This window comes from Variovorax boronicumulans (genome assembly GCF_009811375.1).
In the GTDB taxonomy this organism is placed as follows: Bacteria; Pseudomonadota; Gammaproteobacteria; order Burkholderiales; family Burkholderiaceae_C; genus Variovorax; species Variovorax boronicumulans.
Window position 1 is genome coordinate 998,864 of the sequence record NZ_BKDH01000001.1, and the last position, 18,400, is coordinate 1,017,263.

General features: G+C 69.1%; 13 protein-coding genes. 8 read left to right on the plus strand and 5 right to left on the minus strand.

The genetic code is table 11. From position 1 onward, the window contains the following. From VHAB30_RS04755 to VHAB30_RS04765, 3 genes are read right to left on the minus strand one after another with little or no spacing between them, the layout of a single operon-like run. Complete coding sequence (locus tag VHAB30_RS04755) at nucleotides 1-315, minus strand: 2TM domain-containing protein (RefSeq protein WP_390903972.1); 315 nt, start codon at nucleotides 313-315, stop codon at nucleotides 1-3. Next, nucleotides 312-1,277, minus strand: a complete 966-nt coding sequence (locus VHAB30_RS04760; RefSeq protein ID WP_159275999.1) for a sterol desaturase family protein — start codon at nucleotides 1,275-1,277, stop codon at nucleotides 312-314. Before VHAB30_RS04760 ends, VHAB30_RS04755 begins: the two co-directional genes overlap by 4 nt. 48 nt (nucleotides 1,278-1,325) lie before the next feature. After that, the gene (locus VHAB30_RS04765) at nucleotides 1,326-1,847 is read right to left on the minus strand and encodes a DUF6622 family protein (protein ID WP_159276000.1); all 522 of its coding nucleotides are present in this window, start codon (nucleotides 1,845-1,847) and stop codon (nucleotides 1,326-1,328) included. Between the two features lie 288 nt (nucleotides 1,848-2,135). Between VHAB30_RS04765 and VHAB30_RS04770 the strand changes: the two genes are divergently transcribed. From VHAB30_RS04770 to VHAB30_RS04785, 4 genes are all read left to right on the plus strand, one after another. After that, nucleotides 2,136-3,791 (plus strand): efflux RND transporter periplasmic adaptor subunit, encoded by a 1,656-nt coding sequence (locus VHAB30_RS04770; protein WP_159276001.1) that lies wholly within the window; start codon nucleotides 2,136-2,138, stop codon nucleotides 3,789-3,791. Further along, on the plus strand, nucleotides 3,788-6,913 hold the full coding sequence (locus VHAB30_RS04775) for an efflux RND transporter permease subunit (RefSeq protein WP_159276002.1): 3,126 nt from the start codon (nucleotides 3,788-3,790) through the stop codon (nucleotides 6,911-6,913). The genes VHAB30_RS04770 and VHAB30_RS04775 overlap by 4 nt, the downstream gene beginning before the upstream one ends. Before the next feature lie 781 nt (nucleotides 6,914-7,694). Further along, complete coding sequence (locus VHAB30_RS04780; RefSeq protein ID WP_159276003.1) at nucleotides 7,695-10,955, plus strand: efflux RND transporter permease subunit; 3,261 nt, start codon at nucleotides 7,695-7,697, stop codon at nucleotides 10,953-10,955. Nucleotides 10,956-10,966: 11 nt separating this feature from the next. Then, the gene (locus VHAB30_RS04785; RefSeq protein WP_159276004.1) at nucleotides 10,967-12,466 is read left to right on the plus strand and encodes an efflux transporter outer membrane subunit; all 1,500 of its coding nucleotides are present in this window, start codon (nucleotides 10,967-10,969) and stop codon (nucleotides 12,464-12,466) included. 131 nt (nucleotides 12,467-12,597) lie between these two features. Here the strand turns inward: VHAB30_RS04785 and VHAB30_RS04790 are convergent, their stop codons facing one another. Further along, nucleotides 12,598-12,963 carry an SPW repeat protein gene (locus VHAB30_RS04790; RefSeq protein ID WP_070062617.1) on the minus strand — a complete coding sequence of 122 codons (366 nt, stop codon included), beginning with the start codon at nucleotides 12,961-12,963 and terminating at the stop codon, nucleotides 12,598-12,600. Between the two features lie 160 nt (nucleotides 12,964-13,123). On the opposite strand from VHAB30_RS04790, the gene VHAB30_RS04795 reads away from it, so the two are divergent. From VHAB30_RS04795 to VHAB30_RS04810, 4 genes are all read left to right on the plus strand, one after another. Continuing rightward, on the plus strand, nucleotides 13,124-13,708 hold the full coding sequence (locus VHAB30_RS04795) for a TetR/AcrR family transcriptional regulator (protein WP_159276005.1): 585 nt from the start codon (nucleotides 13,124-13,126) through the stop codon (nucleotides 13,706-13,708). A 55-nt stretch (nucleotides 13,709-13,763) separates the two neighbouring features. Beyond that, on the plus strand, nucleotides 13,764-16,043 hold the full coding sequence (locus tag VHAB30_RS04800; RefSeq protein ID WP_159276006.1) for a xanthine dehydrogenase family protein molybdopterin-binding subunit: 2,280 nt from the start codon (nucleotides 13,764-13,766) through the stop codon (nucleotides 16,041-16,043). Between the two features lie 28 nt (nucleotides 16,044-16,071). Further along, nucleotides 16,072-16,536, plus strand: coding sequence for a (2Fe-2S)-binding protein (locus VHAB30_RS04805; protein ID WP_070062620.1), 465 nt, complete (start codon nucleotides 16,072-16,074; stop codon nucleotides 16,534-16,536). A 164-nt stretch (nucleotides 16,537-16,700) separates the two neighbouring features. Continuing rightward, entirely contained in the window at nucleotides 16,701-17,432 is a 732-nt protein-coding gene (locus VHAB30_RS04810; RefSeq protein WP_083259300.1) for a GntR family transcriptional regulator, read from the plus strand. Here the strand turns inward: VHAB30_RS04810 and VHAB30_RS04815 are convergent, their stop codons facing one another. Then, nucleotides 17,433-18,299, minus strand: coding sequence for a MurR/RpiR family transcriptional regulator (locus tag VHAB30_RS04815; protein WP_159276007.1), 867 nt, complete (start codon nucleotides 18,297-18,299; stop codon nucleotides 17,433-17,435). Nucleotides 18,300-18,400: the final 101 nt, after the last annotated feature.

Genomic DNA, 18,400 nt, shown 5'->3' on the forward strand with positions numbered 1-18,400 from the left:
TCACCGGCGGTCCTCGCCGCCCAGCGCGCGGCGTTCACGTTCCAGCAGCCGGTCGTACAGGCCGCCGCCGGGCGCAATGAGCCAGACCACGGCGCCGTGGATCAGCAGGCCCAGCCCCCAGCCCATGAGCGGGTACACGGCCCAGTTGTGGCCGCGCGAGGCGGCAAGCGCAACCAGCCCGACATTGACGACCACATAGACGAAGGCATGGATGAACCAGCCCATCTTGGCGCCGGCGCGGCGGCGGGCGCGCCGCTCGATGTCGGCGGACGAAGAAGAGGAGGAGGAAGAAGAGGAAGGGGACATGGGGGTCATGACAGCTCCTTGAGAGAGGCAGGTGAAAGGGGAACGAAGTCGCTGGCGGCCGATGCCGGCATCGACGGTGAAGGTGGCAGGGCCGCGCGCTGGCGCAGCTCCTCGGTGGTCTCGCCCGGCCCGTCCGGCCGCCAGCCCGGCGGCTTCACGAGGTAGCCGACGAAGGCGCGCAGCGAACGCGCCGAACGCAGGTCGCGCCACAGGTCGCGCCACTGGCTGAACTCGATCTCGAACAGGTTGTACGAGGTGATCGGCTTCACCAGCCCGTAGCGGCAGGGCAGGTCGGCGCGCTCGGGGATGTAGGTGCCGAACAGGCGGTCGAACACGATCAGCACGCCGCCGTAGTTGCCGTCCAGGTACTCCAGGTTCGAGGCATGGTGCACGCGGTGGGCCGAGGGCGTGTTCAGCACCCATTCGAGCGGGCCGAGCTTCGGAATCCAGGTCGCGTGGATCCAGAACTGGTAGAGCAGGTTCAGCGTGAGCATCAGCAGGATGATCCGCGGCGGCATGCCCAGGAGCGGCGCCAGCAGGAAGAAGGCCAGCGTGCCGGTGAGCCGGCCGGTCCAGCCGAAGCGGTAGGCGGCCGACAGGTTCAGCTGGTTCGGCGAATGGTGCACGGCGTGGGTGCACCAGAACCAGCGCACGCGGTGCGCGGCGCGGTGGTACCAGTAGTAGCAGAACTCCTGGCCGACGAAGCAGGCGAGCCAGCCGGTCCAGTGGTCCATCGGCAGCGTGAAGAGCCGGTGGGCGTAGAGCCAGTCCATGGCGCCGACCCAGAAGGCCAGAGGCAGCAGCCAGCGCAGCGGGTATTCGCGCACCAGGAAGTCGAACACCGAGATGCCCGCCGCCTTCCAGTCGTAGCTGCGCCAGCCGTTGCGCCACGACAGCACCAGTGCTTCGGCCAGCGAGGCAAGCAGCACCACCGAGATGGAAATCTTGAGGATCAACACGAGCACGGTCATGGCGGTTCCTGGCGGCGAAGGGCGGGCGGGGCTGAAGTGCGCAGAATCTTAGGCCGCGCGGGCGCCGCTGACCATCGCGCCCGACGCGGCGGCCAGCCGCCACAGGCGTGCGGCGCGGGCCGCGAAGACGCCACTGAAGGCGCCGTACAGCGCCGGCACGCCCAGGGCGAAGGCGGCCTGGTGGCGCAGCTCCGGATGCAGGGCCAGCGACACGCCCACCACGTACTTGGTGAGGAAGATGCCCATCATGAGCATCAGCGGCACGGCGGTGCCGGCCACCTGGAACTGGCGCGCCGTGGCGTCGTAGCGCGTGGTCGCCGGCAGCGGACGGCGCAGCACCAGCACCATGAGCAGCAGCGCGGCCACGGCCCAGCCGAGCAGGGCGCCGGCCGACTCGCCGGACACCGACACCACGCCCCAGAACGACAGGCCGGCCATGGCGACCGGCATCACCAGCACGCGGTTCAGGCCGATGCGGTTGGCCACGAGCTGCCGGCCACCGAGCCAGGCCAGCAGGACGAACACGGCGAACACCCACTTCGGGGTGTGAAGAAGGATTTGCATCAGCATGAGAGGCTCCGTTCGGTTGGAAGAGGACAAAGGGGGCAGGGAATCGATGGAGCGGACTGTGCCGATGCCGCCCGGCCCCCGCCACGGCCATGCGACGAAATGCGGGTGGGCGGCGTGAAGTGCGGGTCGCCGGCGCGAATGGCGAGCGCGGGATGGCTGGGTCGCCGCGCAAACGGAAGCTTTACCGTCGCTTTACGGCACGGAAAACTTGGGGAGTGATATTTCGCGCTGTACTCTAGGCCGCCTCCCTTCAGGCCGCCTTTTCGCACCCCTTCGCACGCACCGCCCATGGATTCCCAAACGCCCCCCGAACCCCTGCCACCCGTCGTGTCGCCGACCCATCCGCCGGCGCGTCGACGCCGCTGGTTCGGGAGCCTGATGGCCCTGCTGCTGCTCGTGGCGCTCGGGGGCGGTGCCTGGTACCTGGTGCAGCGTTCCAAGTCGCCGGCACCGGGCGCGGGCGGACCGGGTGCAGGTTCAGGCCGTCCCGGCGGCGGTGGCCCGGGCGGTCGGGCAGGCGGGGGAGGCCCGGCCTCCAGCACCGTCGGCACCGCCGTCGCGCGGCAGGCCGACATCCCGGTGCAGCTCGAAGCGCTGGGCACGGTCACGCCGCTGGCCAATGTGACGGTGCAGCCGCAGGTGTCGGGCGTGCTCACGGCCGTGCTGTTCAAGGAAGGCCAGATGGTCAAGAAGGGCGACGTGCTCGCCACCATCGACCCGCAGCCCTTCGAGAACGCGCTGGCGCAGGCCGCCGGTGCGCGCCAGCGCGACGAGGCCCAACTGGCCGCGGCGCGCGTCACGCTGCAGCGCTACCAGACGCTGCTCGGCCAGGACTCCATCGCCCGCCAGGACGTCGACACCCAGGCCGCATTGGTCAAGCAGCTCGAAGGCACCGTGGCCATCGACCGCGCCAACGAGAACACCGCCAAGCTCAACCTGGCCTGGAGCCGCATCACGGCGCCGGTGAGCGGGCGCATCGGCCTGCGGCCGGTGGACGCGGGCAACTACATCTCGACCGGCAGCACCGGCGGCGTGGCCACCATCACGCAGATCGCGCCCATCGACGTCGAGTTCGCCATTCCGCAGGACCGCGTGCCCGAGGTGCAGGAGCGGCTGGGCCAGGGTGCCACGCTCGCCACCACCGCCTTCGACCGCACGCGCACGCGCCGGCTGGCCGACGGCAGCTTCTCCACGCTCGACAACATGGTCGACACGCAGACCGGCACCGTGAAGGCCAAGGCGCGCTTCACCAACGCCGACGGCGCGCTGTTCCCGAACCAGTTCGTCAACCTGCGGCTGCTGCTGCGCACCGTGAGCAGCGCGGTGGTGGTGCCGGTCACGGCGCTGCGCCACGGCCCCAACGGCGACTACGTGTACGTGGTGACGGCCGAGAACACGGCCTCGCAGCGGCCGGTGACGCGCGGCGAATCGAGCGTCGATTTCGCCTCCATCACCAAGGGCCTGCAGCCCGGCGAAACCGTGGTCACCGAAGGCGGCGACCGCCTGAAGGACGGCGCGCGCGTGCAGACCACGGTCGACCGGCCGGCCGGTGCGGCCTCGGGGGCGGCCGCGCCGGGCGGACGGCGTGGAGGACGTCGGCAGGAAGGTGCCGGTGGTGCGCAGGGCGGCGGTGCTCGTCCCGCCGAAGCGGCGGCACCGGCTTCGCCATCGCAGGCACCGGCTGCACCTGCCGCCGGAACGGCTGCGCCGGCTGCAGCGCCAGCGGCAGCAACGCCTGCACCTGCAGCCACACCCGCCAAGCTCCCTACTGCCGAGCAGCGCCAGCGCATGCTCGATGCGGCCAAGGACGATCCCGAACAACTCGAACGCCGCAAGCGTTTCCTCGAAGCGCTCGACCGCGGCGACCCCGCCGCACTGGAGCGCTGGCAGCGCATGGCCGAGCGCGGTGGCGAACGCGGCGGTGAGGGACGGCGCAGCCCATGAGCCCGTCGCGCCCGTTCATCCTGCGGCCGGTCGCCACCTCGCTGCTGATGCTGGCCATCGTGCTGGCCGGCCTGGTGGCGTTCCGCTTCTTGCCGCTGGCGGCGCTGCCGCAGGTCGACTACCCGACCATCCAGGTCCAGACGCTCTACCCCGGGGCCAGCCCCGAGGTCATGAGCAACACCGTCACTGCGCCGCTGGAGCGCCAGTTCGGCCAGATGTCAGGCCTGGACCGCATGAGCTCGACCAGCGCGGCGGGCGTGTCGATCATCACGCTGCAGTTCTCGCTGGGCCAGACGCTCGACGTCGCCGAGCAGGAAGTGCAGGCCGCCATCAACGCCGGCGGCTCGCTGCTGCCGGCCGACTTGCCCGCGCCGCCGGTGTACGCCAAGGTCAACCCGGCCGATGCGCCGGTGCTCACGCTGGCCATCACCTCCGACACGCTGCCGCTCACCGAGGTGCAGAACCTCGTGAACACCCGGCTCGCGCAGAAGATCAGCCAGGTCTCGGGCGTGGGCCTCGTGTCGCTCAGCGGCGGGCAGCGCCCGGCCGTGCGCATCCAGGCCAATACGCAGGCGCTGGCGGCCAACGGCATCGGGCTGGATTCGCTGCGCACCGCCATCAGCGCGGCCAACTCCAACGGCGCCAAGGGCAGCTTCGACGGCCCCAAGCGCGCCTACACCATCAACTCGAACGACCAGCTGCTCACGGTCGACGACTACAAGAACCTCATCGTCAGCTACAAGAACGGCGCGCCGATCCGCATGGTCGACGTGGCGCGCGTGGTCAACAGCGCCGAGAACACACAGCTCGGTGCCTGGGCCGGGCGCAAGGTCGACGGGCAGGTGCAGCTCACGCCGGCCATCATCCTGAACGTGCAGCGCCAGCCCGGCGCCAACGTGATCGCCACCGTCAACGCCATCAAGAAGCAGCTGCCCGAGCTGCAGGCCGGCATGCCCGCGGGCCTGCAGGTCGAGGTGCTGAGCGACCGCACCGCCGGCATCCGCTCGTCGGTGCAGCACGTCGAGATGGAACTGGTGTTGGCCGTGGTGCTCGTGGTGCTGGTGATCTTCGCCTTCCTGGGCAGCCTGCGCGCCACCGTCATCGCCAGCATCGCCGTGCCGATCTCTCTCATCGGCAGCTTCGGCCTGATGTACCTGCTGGGCTACAGCCTGAACAACCTGAGCCTGATGGCGCTGACCATCGCCACCGGCTTCGTGGTGGACGACGCGATCGTCATGATCGAGAACATCGCGCGCTACATCGAGGAGGGCGAGAAACCCCTGCAGGCCGCGTTCAAGGGCGCCACGCAGATCGGCTTCACCATCATCTCGCTGACCGTGTCGCTCATCGCGGTGCTGATCCCGCTGCTGTTCATGGGCGACGTGGTGGGCCGCCTGTTCCGTGAGTTCGCCGTGACGCTGGCGATCACCATCCTGATCTCGGGCGTGGTCTCGCTCACGCTGGTGCCGATGATGTCGGCGCGCTGGCTCAAGCACGAGCCGAAGAAAGACCCGTCGGGCACCGGTTTCGGCGCGCGCGCCCAGCGTTTTTTCGACGGCGTGATGGTGCGCTACGACCGCTCGCTGCACTGGGTGATCGCGCACCAGCCGCTCACGCTGCTGGTGGCGCTGCTCACCCTGGTGCTGACCGTGCTGCTGTACCTCACCATTCCGAAGGGCCTGTTCCCCACGCAGGACACCGGCCAGCTGCAGGCCCGCGTGCAGGCCGCGCAAGACGTGTCCTTCGAGCGCATGGCGCAGCTGCAGCAACAGGCCGCGCGCGCGATTCTTGAAGACCATGACGTCGAGAACCTCAGCTCCTTCGTCGGCGTGGACGCGGCCAACAACACGATGCTGCACACCGGCAGCATGCTCATCAACCTGACCCGCAGCCACGACAACCAGCAGGAGGTGATGGAGCGCCTGCGCGAGCGCGTGCGGCAGGTGGCCGGCCTCACGCTGTACCTGCAGCCCACGCAGGACCTGACCATCGACGCCGAGACCGGGCCGACCGAGTACCGCGTGTCGCTCGAAGGCGTGAACAGTGCGCTGGTCACCGAGTGGATGCAGAAGCTGGTGGCGAAGCTGCAGGAATCGGACAAGGTGCGCAACGTGAGCAGCGATGCTGGGGCGCAGGGGCTGGCGGCGTATGTGAACGTGAACCGCGACACCGCGTCGCGGCTGTCGATCACCGCGAGTTCGGTGGATGACGCGCTGTACAGCGCTTTCGGGCAGCGCATCGTGTCGACCATCTTCACGGAGACGAACCAGTACCGCGTGATTCTGGAAGCGCAGCCTGGCATGGTGAACACGCCGCAGACGCTGGGGCAGTTGAACCTCATTGCGGGGTCGGGCACGGCGACGCCGTTGTCGGCGTTTGCGGAGATCAGCGAGCAGCAGGCGCCGCTGCAGATCACGCACGTGGCGCAGTATCCGGCGAGTACGTTGAACTTCGATACGGCGCCGGGGGTGTCGCTGGGTGGATCGGTTGCCGCGATTCGCGCGGCTGCCAAGGAGATCGGGTTGCCCAGCAGTGTGACGATGACTTTCCTGGGGGCTTCAGGGGCCTATGAGAAGTCTTTGTCGAATCAGCTGTGGTTGATTTTGGCGGCGGTGGTTTGTGTGTACATCGTTCTTGGGGTGCTGTACGAGAGCTATGTGCATCCGTTGACGATCTTGTCTACGTTGCCTTCTGCTGGGGTTGGGGCTTTGTTGGCCTTGATGCTGACTGGCAATGATCTGGGGGTGATTGGGATCATCGGGATCATCTTGCTGATCGGCATCGTGAAGAAGAACGCGATCATGATGATCGACTTTGCTATCGATGCTGAGCGGACGCAGGGGAAGTCGGCTCGGGAAGCCATTCATCAAGCTGCTCTGTTGCGGTTTCGGCCGATCTTGATGACTACTTTGGCTGCGCTGTTTGCTGCTGTGCCGCTGATGTTCAGTTTTGGGGATGGGGCGGAGTTGAGGCGGCCTCTGGGGTTGGCGATCTTTGGGGGGTTGATCGTTAGTCAGCTGCTGACTTTGTTCACTACGCCTGTTATTTATCTGGCGTTTGATCGGTTGGGTGGGGGGAGTGCGCGTCGGTCTTCTTCTGAGCTTGAGGAGGAGGCGGCTTGATCTGTTTGCACTCCTGCTGCTTGTTTGCTTCCCGGGGCCGGGAGTTCCGCCCGGCGGCGGACTCACTTTCTTTTGCTTCGCCAAAAGAAAGTAAGCAAAGAAAAGGCGACCCCACTGTCTGCGACCCCTTCGCTTCGCTACGGGGCAACCTGCGGTGCTCACGTTTCGCGGGGTCTCGCAGAACTCGCTTCGCTCAAACAGCTGCGAGCCCTGATCCGCGAAACGCTGCGCTCCTCGGCGCAGCCAGAGGGGAGGGGGAATGCGGGCCGTCGCTTCGCTCGGCCCGGGAGTACCAACAGCCGAATTCAATGCCCGAGCGCGGGGCTTCGCCTGCGCGCGGCTCCTTGCCAACAGCAAGGGCAATGCAAACGCCAACGGCAACACCAGCACCAGCACCAGCACCAGCACCAGCACCAGCACCAGCACCAGCACCAGCACCAGCACCAGCACCAGCGCACCAACCAATCCCAGCCGCAGCAGGCGCAAAGCGCCTGCTGCGGCCCACTGGCCGAGCGAAGCGATGGCCCGCTGGTATCCAAACCCCTTCTGTATGCGCCGAGGAGCGCAGCGTTTCGCGGATCAGGGCTCGCCCTTGTTTGAGCGAAGCGAGTTTGGGCGAGACCCCGCGAAATGCGAGCACCGCAGGTTGCCCGAAGCGAAGCGTAGGGACGCAGACAGCAGGGTCGCCTTTCTTTTGCCTACGTTTCTTTGGCGAAGCAAAGAAAAGTAGGTCGGCCGCCGGGCCGAGACCCGGCCTCGGGAAGCAAAACGAGGCACTGCGATGAACCTGTCGCGTCCTTTCGTCCGCCGCCCCATAGGCACAGTCCTCCTGACCATAGGCATCGCCCTGGCAGGAATCGCAGCGTTCTTCGTCCTCCCAGTCTCCCCGCTACCCCAAGTCGACTATCCAGTCATCTCGGTAAGAGCCTCCATCCCAGGAGCAAGCCCCGAGACGATGGCAACCAGCGTCGCCACGCCATTGGAGCGGCACCTGGGCACCATCGCAGGCGTCAACGAAATGACGTCCACCAGCTCCGTAGGCTCCTCCCGAGTCACGCTGCAATTCGACCTCAGCCGCAACATCGACGGCGCCGCAAGAGAAGTCCAGGCAGCCATCAACGCCAGCCGCGTAGACCTGCCAGCGACATTAAGAAGCAACCCGACCTACCGCAAAGCCAACCCGGCTGCGTCGCCAGTCATCATCCTGGCCCTCACGTCCAAAACAAAGACCCCAGGCCAGATCTACGACGCCGTCTCCAACATCGTCAGCCAGCGCCTGTCGCAAGTAGACGGTGTAGGCGACGTAGAGATCGGCGGCGGCTCGCTCCCCGCGGTACGCATCGAACTGCTCCCCTTCGCCCTCAACCGCTACGGCATCAGCACCGAAGACGTGCGCGCCGCCATCCAGGCGTCGAATGCGAACCGCCCCAAGGGCATGGTCCAGGGCGAAGGCCGCAAGCTGCAGATCTACACCCAGACCCCGGCGCTGCGCGCGAGCGACTACGCCTCGATGGTCGTGGCCTGGCGCAATGGCGCGGCGGTGCGGCTGCGCGAGGTGGCCGACGTGATCGACGGCGTGGAAGACACGCGCACGCTGGGCCTGTTCAACGGCGAGCCGGCGATCATCGTGCTGATCACGCGCCAGCCCTCGGCCAACATCATCGAGACGGTCGACAACGTGCGCGCGCTGCTGCCCGAGCTGCAGGCGCAACTGCCGCCGGACGTGACGCTGCAGGTCGCGTCGGACAGCACCAACTCCATCCGCAGCTCGCTGCGCGAGGTGGAGATGACGCTGGTCATCGCGGTGCTGCTGGTGGTGCTGGTGGTCAGCCTCTTCCTGCGCAGCGTGCGCGCGACGGTGGTGCCGGCGGTGGCCACGGTGGTGGCGCTCCTGGGCACGTTCGGGGTGATGCACCTGCTGGGCTTCAGCCTCAACAACCTGAGCCTGATGGCGCTCACGGTGGCCACGGGCTTCGTGGTGGACGACGCCATCGTGGTGCTGGAGAACACCAGCCGCCACATCGAATCGGGCATGTCGCGCATGAAGGCGGCGCTGCTCGGCGCGCAGGAGGTGGGCTTCACGGTGCTGTCGATCAGCGTGTCGCTGGTGGCGGTATTCATTCCGCTGCTGTTCATGGGCGGGCAGGTGGGGCGGCTGTTCCGCGAGTTCGCGGTCACGCTGTCGGCGGCGGTGCTGATCTCGCTGGTCATCTCGCTCACCACCACGCCGATGATGTGCGCGTGGATGCTCAAGCCCGGCGGCGAGCACGACAAGAACAAGCCGCAAGGCCGCTTCGGCCGCGCCGCGGCGCGCAGCTACGACTGGATGCTCAAGCGCTACGAGAGCGCACTCGACTGGGCGCTGGACAGCAAGGCGATCGTCATGGTCGTGCTGCTGGCGGTGGTGGGGCTCAATGTCTACCTGTTCAGCGCGGCGCCCAAGGGCTTCTTCCCGCAGCAGGACAGCGGCCAGCTCAACGGCGGCCTGCGCGCCGACCAGAGCATTTCGTCGCAGGCCATGGGCGCCAAGCTGCGCGAGGTGGTCGACATCATCCGCAAGGACGAGGCGGTCGACACCGTGGTGGGCTTCACGGGCGGCGGGCGCGCGGGCGGCGGCTTCATGTTCGTCAACCTGAAACCGGCCAGCCAGCGCAAGGACAGCGGCCTAGCCGTGATCGCGCGGCTGCGCCCGCAACTGGCGCAGGTGACGGGGCTGCGCGTGTTCCTCGGCCCGGTGCAGGACGTGCGCTCGGGCGGGCGCTCCAGCAACTCCACCTACCAGTACACGCTCAAGAGCGACAGCCTCTCCGACCTGCGCACCTGGGCCGTGAAGCTGGCCGACGAGATGAAGCAGCAGCCCACGCTGACCGACATCGACACCGACCAGGACCAGAACGGCGTGGAGACGGTGGCCAAGGTCGACCGCGACAGCGCGCGGCGGCTGGGACTGACCTCCACCGCCATCGACAACGCGCTGTACAACGCCTTCGGCCAGCGGCAGGTGGCCACCATCTACACCGAGCTCAACCAGTACCACGTGGTGATGGAATGGGCGCCGGGCTACACGCGCAGCCCGAACGCGCTGCGCGACGTGTACGTGCCGGCCACGAAGACCTCGGTGGTGGCGGGGCAGGCGGTGACCACGCAGGTGGCGGCCACGGCGTCCACGGGCGGCACGACGACGTCTGCCAGCGCCGCCGCCGCGACGGTGCCGGTGTCGGCCAACGCCGGCTCGCGCAACGCCTCGACCGGCAACGTGCTGAGCAACACGGCCACCGCGCTGGTGCCGCTGTCGGCGGTGGCGAAGTTCGAGGAGCAGTCGGTGGCCACGTCGGTGAGCCACGAGGACGGCGAACTCGCCACCACCATCTCGTTCAACCTGGCCGAGGGCGCCAACCTCGGCGACGCGCGCGAGGCCATCGCCAAGGCCGAGGCCAACATCGCCATGCCGACCAACGTGCGCGGCGCCTTCGCCGGCACCGCGCTGAGCGCGCAGCAGTCGCAGGGGCAGCAGGCGATGCTGATCGTGGCGGCGCTGGTGGTGATCTACATCGTGCTGGGCATCCTGTACGAGAGCCTGGTGCATCCGGTGACGGTGCTCTCGACGCTGCCCTCGGCCGGCGTGGGCGCGGTGCTGGCGCTCTTGATGTTCCGCATGGAGTTTTCCATCATCGCGTTGATCGGCGTGTTCCTGCTGATCGGCATCGTGAAGAAGAACGCCATCCTGATCATCGACTTCGCGCTGGAGGCCGAGCGCTCGCGCGGCCTGAGCCCGCTCGAGGCGGTGCGCGAGGCCTGTCTGCTGCGCTTCCGCCCGATCCTGATGACCACGCTGGCCGCCGCGCTCGGCGCGCTGCCGCTGGCCATCGGCTTCGGCGAGGGCGCCGAGCTGCGCCGGCCGCTGGGCGTGGCGATCATCGGCGGGCTCATCGCGAGCCAGCTGCTGACGCTGCTCACCACGCCGGTGGTGTACCTGCTGCTGGACAAGCTGCGCCGCCGCGGCAAGAACGAACACGCGCTGAGCCGCGCCCCGGCCGTCTGAGACCCATGACCATGAATGCCTCCCTTTCTTCTATCGGCCCTTCACGCCGTTTCTTCGCGCTGAGCACGCTCGCGCTGGCCGCCGTGCTCGCCGGCTGCGCCGTGGGCCCGGCCTACAAGGTGCCCGAGTCGGCGGCATCGGCCGGCTGGAAGGAACAGCCCGCTGCCGACGGCTGGCTGCCCGCTGCGCCGGCCGACGCGCTCGATCGTGGCGAGTGGTGGAAGCTCTTCGGCGACGCCACGCTCGACGAACTCGCGGCGCGCGTGCAGGTGTCGAACCAGAACATCGCCGCCGCCGTCGCCAGCTACACGCAGGCCCAGGCGCTGGTGCGCGAGCAGCGCGCGGGGCTGTTCCCGTCGGTGTCCTTCGACGGCAGCGGCAAGCGCTCGGGCACGGTGGGCGGCAACGCCTCGGCCAGCCCGTCGAACACCTTCGGCGCCACGCTGGGCGCGAGCTGGACGCCCGACGTGTGGGGCCGCCTGCGCGAGGCCGTGAACAGCGCGCAGGCCAACGCCCAGGCCAGCGAGGCCGACCTGGCCTCGGCGCGGCTGTCGGCCGTCGGCGACCTGGCCACCAACTACTTCTCGCTGCGCGAGGCCGACGCCGAGATCGTGCTGCTCGACGAAACCATCCTCGGCTACCAGCGCGCCTTCGAGATCACGAGCAACCGCTATGCCGCCGGCATTGCCGCGCAGACCGACGTGCTGCAGGCGCAGACGCAGCTGGTGAACGCCAAGGCCGACCGCGTGGGCCTGCAGCGCACGCGCGCCACGCTGGAGCACGCCATCGCGATGCTGGTGGGCGTGGCGCCGGCCGACTTCAGCCTGCCGCCCGCGCGCTGGACGCCCACGGTGCCCGGCGTGCCGACCGGCGTGCCTTCGACGCTGCTGCAGCGCCGTCCCGACATCGCGGCGGCGGAGCGCGCGGTGGCCGCGGCCAATGCGCAGATCGGCGTGGCGCGCTCGGCTTATTACCCGAACATCTCGCTCACGGCCTCGGTCGGCAGCAACGCCAGCCGCGTGAGAGACCTCTTCGGCGCGGCCAACACGCTGTGGGGGCTGGGCCTGTCGGTGGCGCAGGTGGTGTTCGATGCGGGCGCCATCAGCGCCAGCGTCGATGCCGCCAAGGCCGGCCACGAGGCCAGCGTGGCGCGCTACCGGCAGACCGTGCTGGCCGCGTTCCAGACCGTGGAAGACCAGCTGACCACCGGCGCCACGTTGGCGCAGCAGGAAGGCTTGCGCCGCGAGGCCACGGCAGCGGCCGACAAGACCGAGCAGCAACTGCTCAACCGGTATCGCGCGGGGCAGGTGAGCTACACCGATGTGGTGCAGGCGCAGGCCGCCGCACTGAGCGCGCGGCGCGCGCTCGTGCAGCTTCAGGTCAATCGCCAGGCCGCGGCAATCGCGCTGATCCAGGCCATGGGCGGCGGTTGGCAGGCCGACTGGATGGGGGCGACCCGTCCGGCCGGCAACAGCACTTCAAACAACAGCGCCGCTTCCCGCACACCGTAAGGGGCGGGTGTCGCGGGCGGGCATGGGAACCTGCCTGGCCCGTCGGCCCGACCGGCGCGAACACCGGATCGGGCGTCGTCGCTTCGCGGCGGTGGTCACCGCTCGGCGCTCACAGGATCGCTCTCTCCCCATCAGTGCGCTGGTCGGTCGAGGGCCTCGCCCAGGTAGTCCTTGTCTGTCACCAGGACCCAGAGGGCGAGCACCATGATCACCGCAGCCACGAGGACTGCATTGACCAGCGCCGGCTCGACCATGCGGAAGTCGAGCAACCAGGGCGACACCGCCAGCCAGGCTGCCAGCGCCACTTCGGTCCACTCTTCCCACTGGTGCGGCACGAAGGTCGCGCCCAAGGCCACGGCGCCCAGCAGGATGCCGGTCGCCACCATGGTCCACATGGCGAGCGAATTGCCCTGAAAGCCCAGTACCCATGGCGAGACGATCAGCCACACGCCGGCGACGGCGTTGACGGGGTCCTGCCAATGCTTCACATGCTTCATGGTCGTACCTCCTGTCGCAGCACGACGCCACGACTCTGGTTGGACTGCCGCGCCGCGCCGTGGTTCCGCCATGCGGCATGGCGCGGGGCTTGCGGATCGGCGCCGCCTTCCTATACTTGAGTGCGCACTCAATTAAACGAACGATGGAGACCGTCGACGCATGGCCAGGCCCCGCAGCGCAGACAAGCACAACGCCATCCTCGAGGCGGCGCTGGTCGAGTTCGGCCGGCGCGGCGTGTGGGCCACGCCGACCTCGGCGATCTCGCGCACCGCGGGCGTGGCCGAGGGCACGCTGTTCACCTATTTCGCGAGCAAGGCGCTGCTGACCGACGCGCTGTACCGCGCGCTGAAGACCGAGCTGGCCGGCGTGATGCTGGCCGACTGGCCCGAGGCCGCCGACCCGCGCACCCAGTTCCGCCACATCTGGGACCGCTACGTGCGCTGGGGCGTGGCGCACCCCGGCAAGCTGCGCGTGCTGGCGCAGCTCAAGGTCTCCGACGAACTGAGCGACGAGAGCCGCGCCGCCGGCATGGCGCCGTTCGCGCGGCTGGAAGCGGTGGCGCAGGAGTGCATGCGGCGCGGGCTGGTCGTCGAGCGGCCGATGGAATTTCTGGGCGCGATGCTCACGGCGATGGCCGAGACCACGGTCGGCTACATCGCGCAGGCCGGTGATGAACACGAGGCCTTCGACTACGCCGAAGCCGGCTTCGAGATCTTCTGGCAAGGCATCGCCGTGCCGCCCTGACGACGACGACACCTTCCGCACGAACGACAAGACCCCACCGAAGAAAGACCACGCCATGCCCCAACTCAAACGCCGCCACTTCGTGCTCGGCACCCTCGGCGCCGCCGGCGCCCTGGTCGTCGGCTGGGCCGCCACGCCGGCGGCTTCGCGCCTCGTGCCCGGCGCGCCGCTGCCGGCGGGCAACGGGCAGGTCGCGCTCAACGGCTGGGTCAAGGTGGGCAGCGACGACACCGTCACGCTGGTGATGACGCAGTCGGAAATGGGGCAGGGCACGCACACCGGCCTGGCGATGCTGCTGGCCGAAGAAATGGACGCCGCGGTGTCGCAGGTGCGGCTCGAGCAGGCCGGCTTCGACGCCATCTACAACAACCAGGCCATGATCCTCGACGCGCTGCCCTTCAAGCCCGGCGACGAGGGCTTCGGCAAGCGCGCGGCGCACCAGGTCGTGGGCAAGCTGCTGCGCACGATCCCGGGGCTCTCGGGCACGGGCGGTTCGTCGAGCGTCACCGACCAGTGGGGCCCGGTGCGCGAGGCCGGTGCGTCGGCGCGCCTCATGCTGGTGGGCGCGGCGGCGGCGCAGTGGCAGGTGCCCGCCGGCGAATGCCGCACCGAGGCCGGCCGCGTGCTGCACCCGGCCTCCAACCGCAGCGCGCGCTTCGGCGAACTCGCGGCAAAGGCCGCGCAGCAGCCGCTGCCCACGGCGGTGAAGCTCAAGGCGCAAGCCGACTTCCGCGTCATCGGCCAGCCGCAGCGGCGCATTGACAACGCCGGCAAGCTCAATGGCACGGCCACCTACGGCATCGACGTGCTGCCGCCGGGCCTGCTGTACGCCAGCATCGCCATGTGCCCGACGCTGGCCGGCCGCGTCGCGCGCTTCGACGCCAAGGCGGCCGAGGCGCTGCCCGGCGTGCGCAAGGTGATGCCGCTGGAACCGGTGGCCGCGAGCCTCGTGGGCACCGGCAGCACGGCGGGCGGCGTGGCCGTGATTGCCGACACGCCGTACCACGCGATGCGTGCGCTGAAGCAGGTCGACATCGAATGGGACCACGGCCCGGCCGCGAGCCTGTCGAGCGCCGAGATGATCGACCGCCTCGCGCGCACGCTCGACGCCGACGCGGGCAACGCGCGCCTCGATACCGGCGGCGTGGCGGCGGCGCTGAAGTCCGCTGCGCGCACGATCGAGGTCGAGTACCGCGTGCCCTTCCTGGCGCACGCCACCATGGAGCCGATGAACTGCACCGTGCAGTTCAAGGACGGCGCCGCCACCGTCTGGGCGCCCACGCAGGCGCCGGGCTTTGCGCGCGCGGCGGTCGCCAAGGCGCTGGGGATCGATGCCGAGAAGGTCACGCTGCACGTCACCTACCTGGGTGGCGGCTTCGGGCGGCGCTACTTCATCGACTTCCTGGTGCAGGCCGCGCAGCTCGCACGCGAGGCCGGCGGCGCGCCGGTGCAGCTGATCTGGTCGCGCGAGGAAGACATGACGCACGATTTCTACCGCCCGGCCTACGTGGCGCTGTGCAAGGCCGGCTTCGACGCGGCGGGTGCGCTGGTCGCGTGGCAGACCACCAGCGCCGGCTCCAGCCTGGGTGCGCCGTCCTTCATGGACAACTCGACCGACGGCGCCTGGAACACCGCCTACGACTTCCCACAGGCCCGCGTGGCGCATGTGCCGGTGGAGTCGGCCGTCACCACCGGCATCTGGCGCTCGGTGGCGCATTCGCAGAACGGCTTCTTCGTCGAGAGCTTCATCGACGAATGCGCCGTCGCCGCCGGCAAGGACCCGGTGGCTTTCCGCGCCGGCCTGCTCGCCAAGGACGCACGCCACCTGGCGGTGCTCAAGCGTGTGGCCGAACTCTCGAAGTGGGGCGAGCCGCTGGCCGACGGACCCGACGGCACGAAGCGCGCGCGCGGCGTGGCCATTCACCGCGCCTTCGGCAGCATCGTGGCGCAGGTGGCCGAGGTGTCGGTGACGCCCGAGCGGCAGATCCGCGTGCACCGCGTGGTGTGCGTGATCGACTGCGGCCTGCCGGTCAACCCGAACCTGATCCGCCAGCAGATGGAAGGCGGCATCGTGTTCGGCCTGTCGGCCGCGCTGCGTGGCGAGATCACCGTGGCGCGCGGCCAGGTGCAGCAGAGCAACTTCCACGACTACACGCCGCTGCGCATCGACGAGTGCCCGGCCATCGAGGTCGACATCCTCGCCGGCACCGGCGCCGAGGTGCCGCCCGGCGGGGTGGGCGAGCCGGGCACGCCGCCCATCGCGCCCGCCGTGGCCAACGCCGTGTTCGCGCTGACCGGCCAGCGCCTGCGCAGCCTGCCTCTGCGGCTGGCCTGATCTCCCGGAACAGCAAGAAAGACACCCCATGACCACCACCACGCTGAAGATCAACGGCCAGACCGCCACCGTGAGCGCCGAGCCCGACACCCCGCTGCTGTGGGTGCTGCGCGGCGAAATGAAGCTCGTCGGCACCAAGTTCGGCTGCGGCAAGGCGCTGTGCGGCGCCTGCACCGTGCACCTGGACGGCCAGGCCGTGCGCTCCTGCGTCACCCCGCTGGAGGCCGTGGGCGGGCGCGAAGTCACCACCATCGAGGGCCTGAAGGGCCGGGAGGCCGACGCCCTGCGCGCGGCCTGGACCGAGGTCGACGTGGTGCAGTGCGGCTATTGCCAGAGCGGCCAGCTCATGTCGGCCTGCGCGCTGCTCAAGGCGACCCCGAAGCCCAGCGACGACCAGGTGTCGGACGCCATGCGCGGCAACATCTGCCGCTGCGGCACCTACCCCCGGATTCGCGCCGCGATCCACCTGGCGGCAGAAACAGCGGGGCGGTAACGCAGAAACCGGGGTGGTTGTTTACAGAAGTTAATAATTTTTCCGTAATTCTCGAAAAAGTCGCCAGAACGGTATTTTTACGGAAATTGGGGATATGAAGCTTCGATACGCCGCCGTACCATCCGCGCGGCCCGCTTCCGGCCGTCCCCTGTTTCCGACTTTCGATGACCCCCCCAGATCCCTCGCGGACGCGCGTTCTGTCCGTGGCCGACACGCTGCGCACCCGCATCTTCGACGGTGCGATCGCCCCCGGCGCCCACCTGATGGAGATTTCGCTCGCCAACGAGCTTGGCGTGTCGCGCACCCCTGTGCGCGGCGCCATGGCGCGGCTGGCCGACGAGGGGTTGCTGGTCTACCACCCGCAGCGGGGTTTCCAGGTGCGCCGTTTCGACGCCAAGGACGTGTTCGACGCCTTCAGCGTGCGCGCCACGCTCGAAGGCATGGGCTGCCGCCTGCTCAGCGAGCGCGGCCTGGACGACGAGGCGCTGGCCGAACTGACGGCCATGGTCGACGAGCAGCATGCGCTGCTGCACGACAGCGGCGAATGGACCGACGAGCGGGCCGACCAGTGGCAGGACCTGAACCAGGCCTTCCACCACAAGTTGCTGTCGCTGGCCGACAACCGCTGGCTCAGCGAGGCCGTGCAGCGCGCCTGCCAGCTGCCGGTGATCTTCGACAGCCGCTCGCGCCCGCACAGGCACGACGCCGCGATGCTGCTGTACCGCCACAGCCAGGCCCTGCAGGCGCTCGAAGAGCACCGCTGCATCGTCGAGGCGCTCGGCCGGCAGGAGGCCTCGGGCGCCGAAGCCGCGATGCGCGAGCACATCAACGCCAACCGCGACCTGCTGGTGCTCTACCTGCGCCAGAGCGCCGGCCGCACCCGCGCGCTCGCCTGATCAGCCGCCGCGCGCCACCGGCGCCATGAGGTAGGCCCCCGACTCGAACAGCTGCGCCTCGGCCTGGTCGATGCGCCGGATCACCGGCTTGCCCGCGCGGCTCGCGAGCAGTTCGACCAGCGCTTCCGTCACGGCCACGCCGGCCGCCACCGACGGGAAGAACGAGGGGCTGTGGATGGTGAAGAGCAGCGTCTCGTCCGCCAGCAGCGACAGCGGCGAGGTCACGCTGTCGGTGATCGCCACGATGCGGCAACCGGCCGCCTTCGCCGCCTCGGCCACCTGCAAGGCTTCGCGCGAGTAGGGCGCAAAGCTCGCCACCACCAGCGCGTCGCCCTTGGCAAAGGCGCGCTGCTGCATCTCGAGCGAGCCGCCCTGGCCGTCCACCAGGTGCACGCTGGTGCGAAAGAGCCGGTACACGTACACGAACGAGAAGGCGATCGGAAAGCAGGCGCGAAAGCCCGCCGCGTGCACGGCCGGCGCCTTCTCCAGCAGCGCGCAGGCCTTGAGCAGCGCCGGCCCGCTCTGCTGGTGCGTGAGCTCCAGGTTGCGCCGCTGCACCTCGAACATCTCGCCTGCCAGGCCCTGGTCGGCGACGCGGCCCACCAGCTGCTTGGCGCGCCCGCCGTAGGTCTCGGTGCCCAGGCCCATGTCGGCGGCGAAGGCCTCCTTCAGCTGCGGCCAGCCCTCGAAGCCCAGGTGCTGCGCGAAACGCACCAACGTGGCCGGCGTGCTCTGCGCGCGCGTGCCGACGTTGCGCATCGAACCCGTGACCACTTCGTTGGGGTGGTCGAGCACGTAGCGCGCCACCTGCTGCAGGGCAGGGCTCAGGTCGTTGAAGCGTTGGCGGATCTGTTCTTTGGCGTTCATCGAAATACCTTCGTGCTTCGCACTGCGGTGCGAGCTTGCTTGGGGCGGCCCGGCGCAGCGCTCATGGCGGTGTCTCTTTTCGTGCGGTGTCTGGAACGAAT

Coding starts and splice junctions, on each gene's coding strand:
- VHAB30_RS04755 (WP_390903972.1), bottom strand. CDS start 315: ATGACCCCCATGTCCCCTTCCTCTTCTTCCTCCTCCTCTTCTTCGTCC.
- VHAB30_RS04760 (WP_159275999.1), bottom strand. CDS start 1,277: ATGACCGTGCTCGTGTTGATCCTCAAGATTTCCATCTCGGTGGTGCTG.
- VHAB30_RS04765 (WP_159276000.1), bottom strand. CDS start 1,847: ATGCTGATGCAAATCCTTCTTCACACCCCGAAGTGGGTGTTCGCCGTG.
- VHAB30_RS04770 (WP_159276001.1), top strand. CDS start 2,136: ATGGATTCCCAAACGCCCCCCGAACCCCTGCCACCCGTCGTGTCGCCG.
- VHAB30_RS04775 (WP_159276002.1), top strand. CDS start 3,788: ATGAGCCCGTCGCGCCCGTTCATCCTGCGGCCGGTCGCCACCTCGCTG.
- VHAB30_RS04780 (WP_159276003.1), top strand. CDS start 7,695: ATGAACCTGTCGCGTCCTTTCGTCCGCCGCCCCATAGGCACAGTCCTC.
- VHAB30_RS04785 (WP_159276004.1), top strand. CDS start 10,967: ATGAATGCCTCCCTTTCTTCTATCGGCCCTTCACGCCGTTTCTTCGCG.
- VHAB30_RS04790 (WP_070062617.1), bottom strand. CDS start 12,963: ATGAAGCATGTGAAGCATTGGCAGGACCCCGTCAACGCCGTCGCCGGC.
- VHAB30_RS04795 (WP_159276005.1), top strand. CDS start 13,124: ATGGCCAGGCCCCGCAGCGCAGACAAGCACAACGCCATCCTCGAGGCG.
- VHAB30_RS04800 (WP_159276006.1), top strand. CDS start 13,764: ATGCCCCAACTCAAACGCCGCCACTTCGTGCTCGGCACCCTCGGCGCC.
- VHAB30_RS04805 (WP_070062620.1), top strand. CDS start 16,072: ATGACCACCACCACGCTGAAGATCAACGGCCAGACCGCCACCGTGAGC.
- VHAB30_RS04810 (WP_083259300.1), top strand. CDS start 16,701: ATGACCCCCCCAGATCCCTCGCGGACGCGCGTTCTGTCCGTGGCCGAC.
- VHAB30_RS04815 (WP_159276007.1), bottom strand. CDS start 18,299: ATGAACGCCAAAGAACAGATCCGCCAACGCTTCAACGACCTGAGCCCT.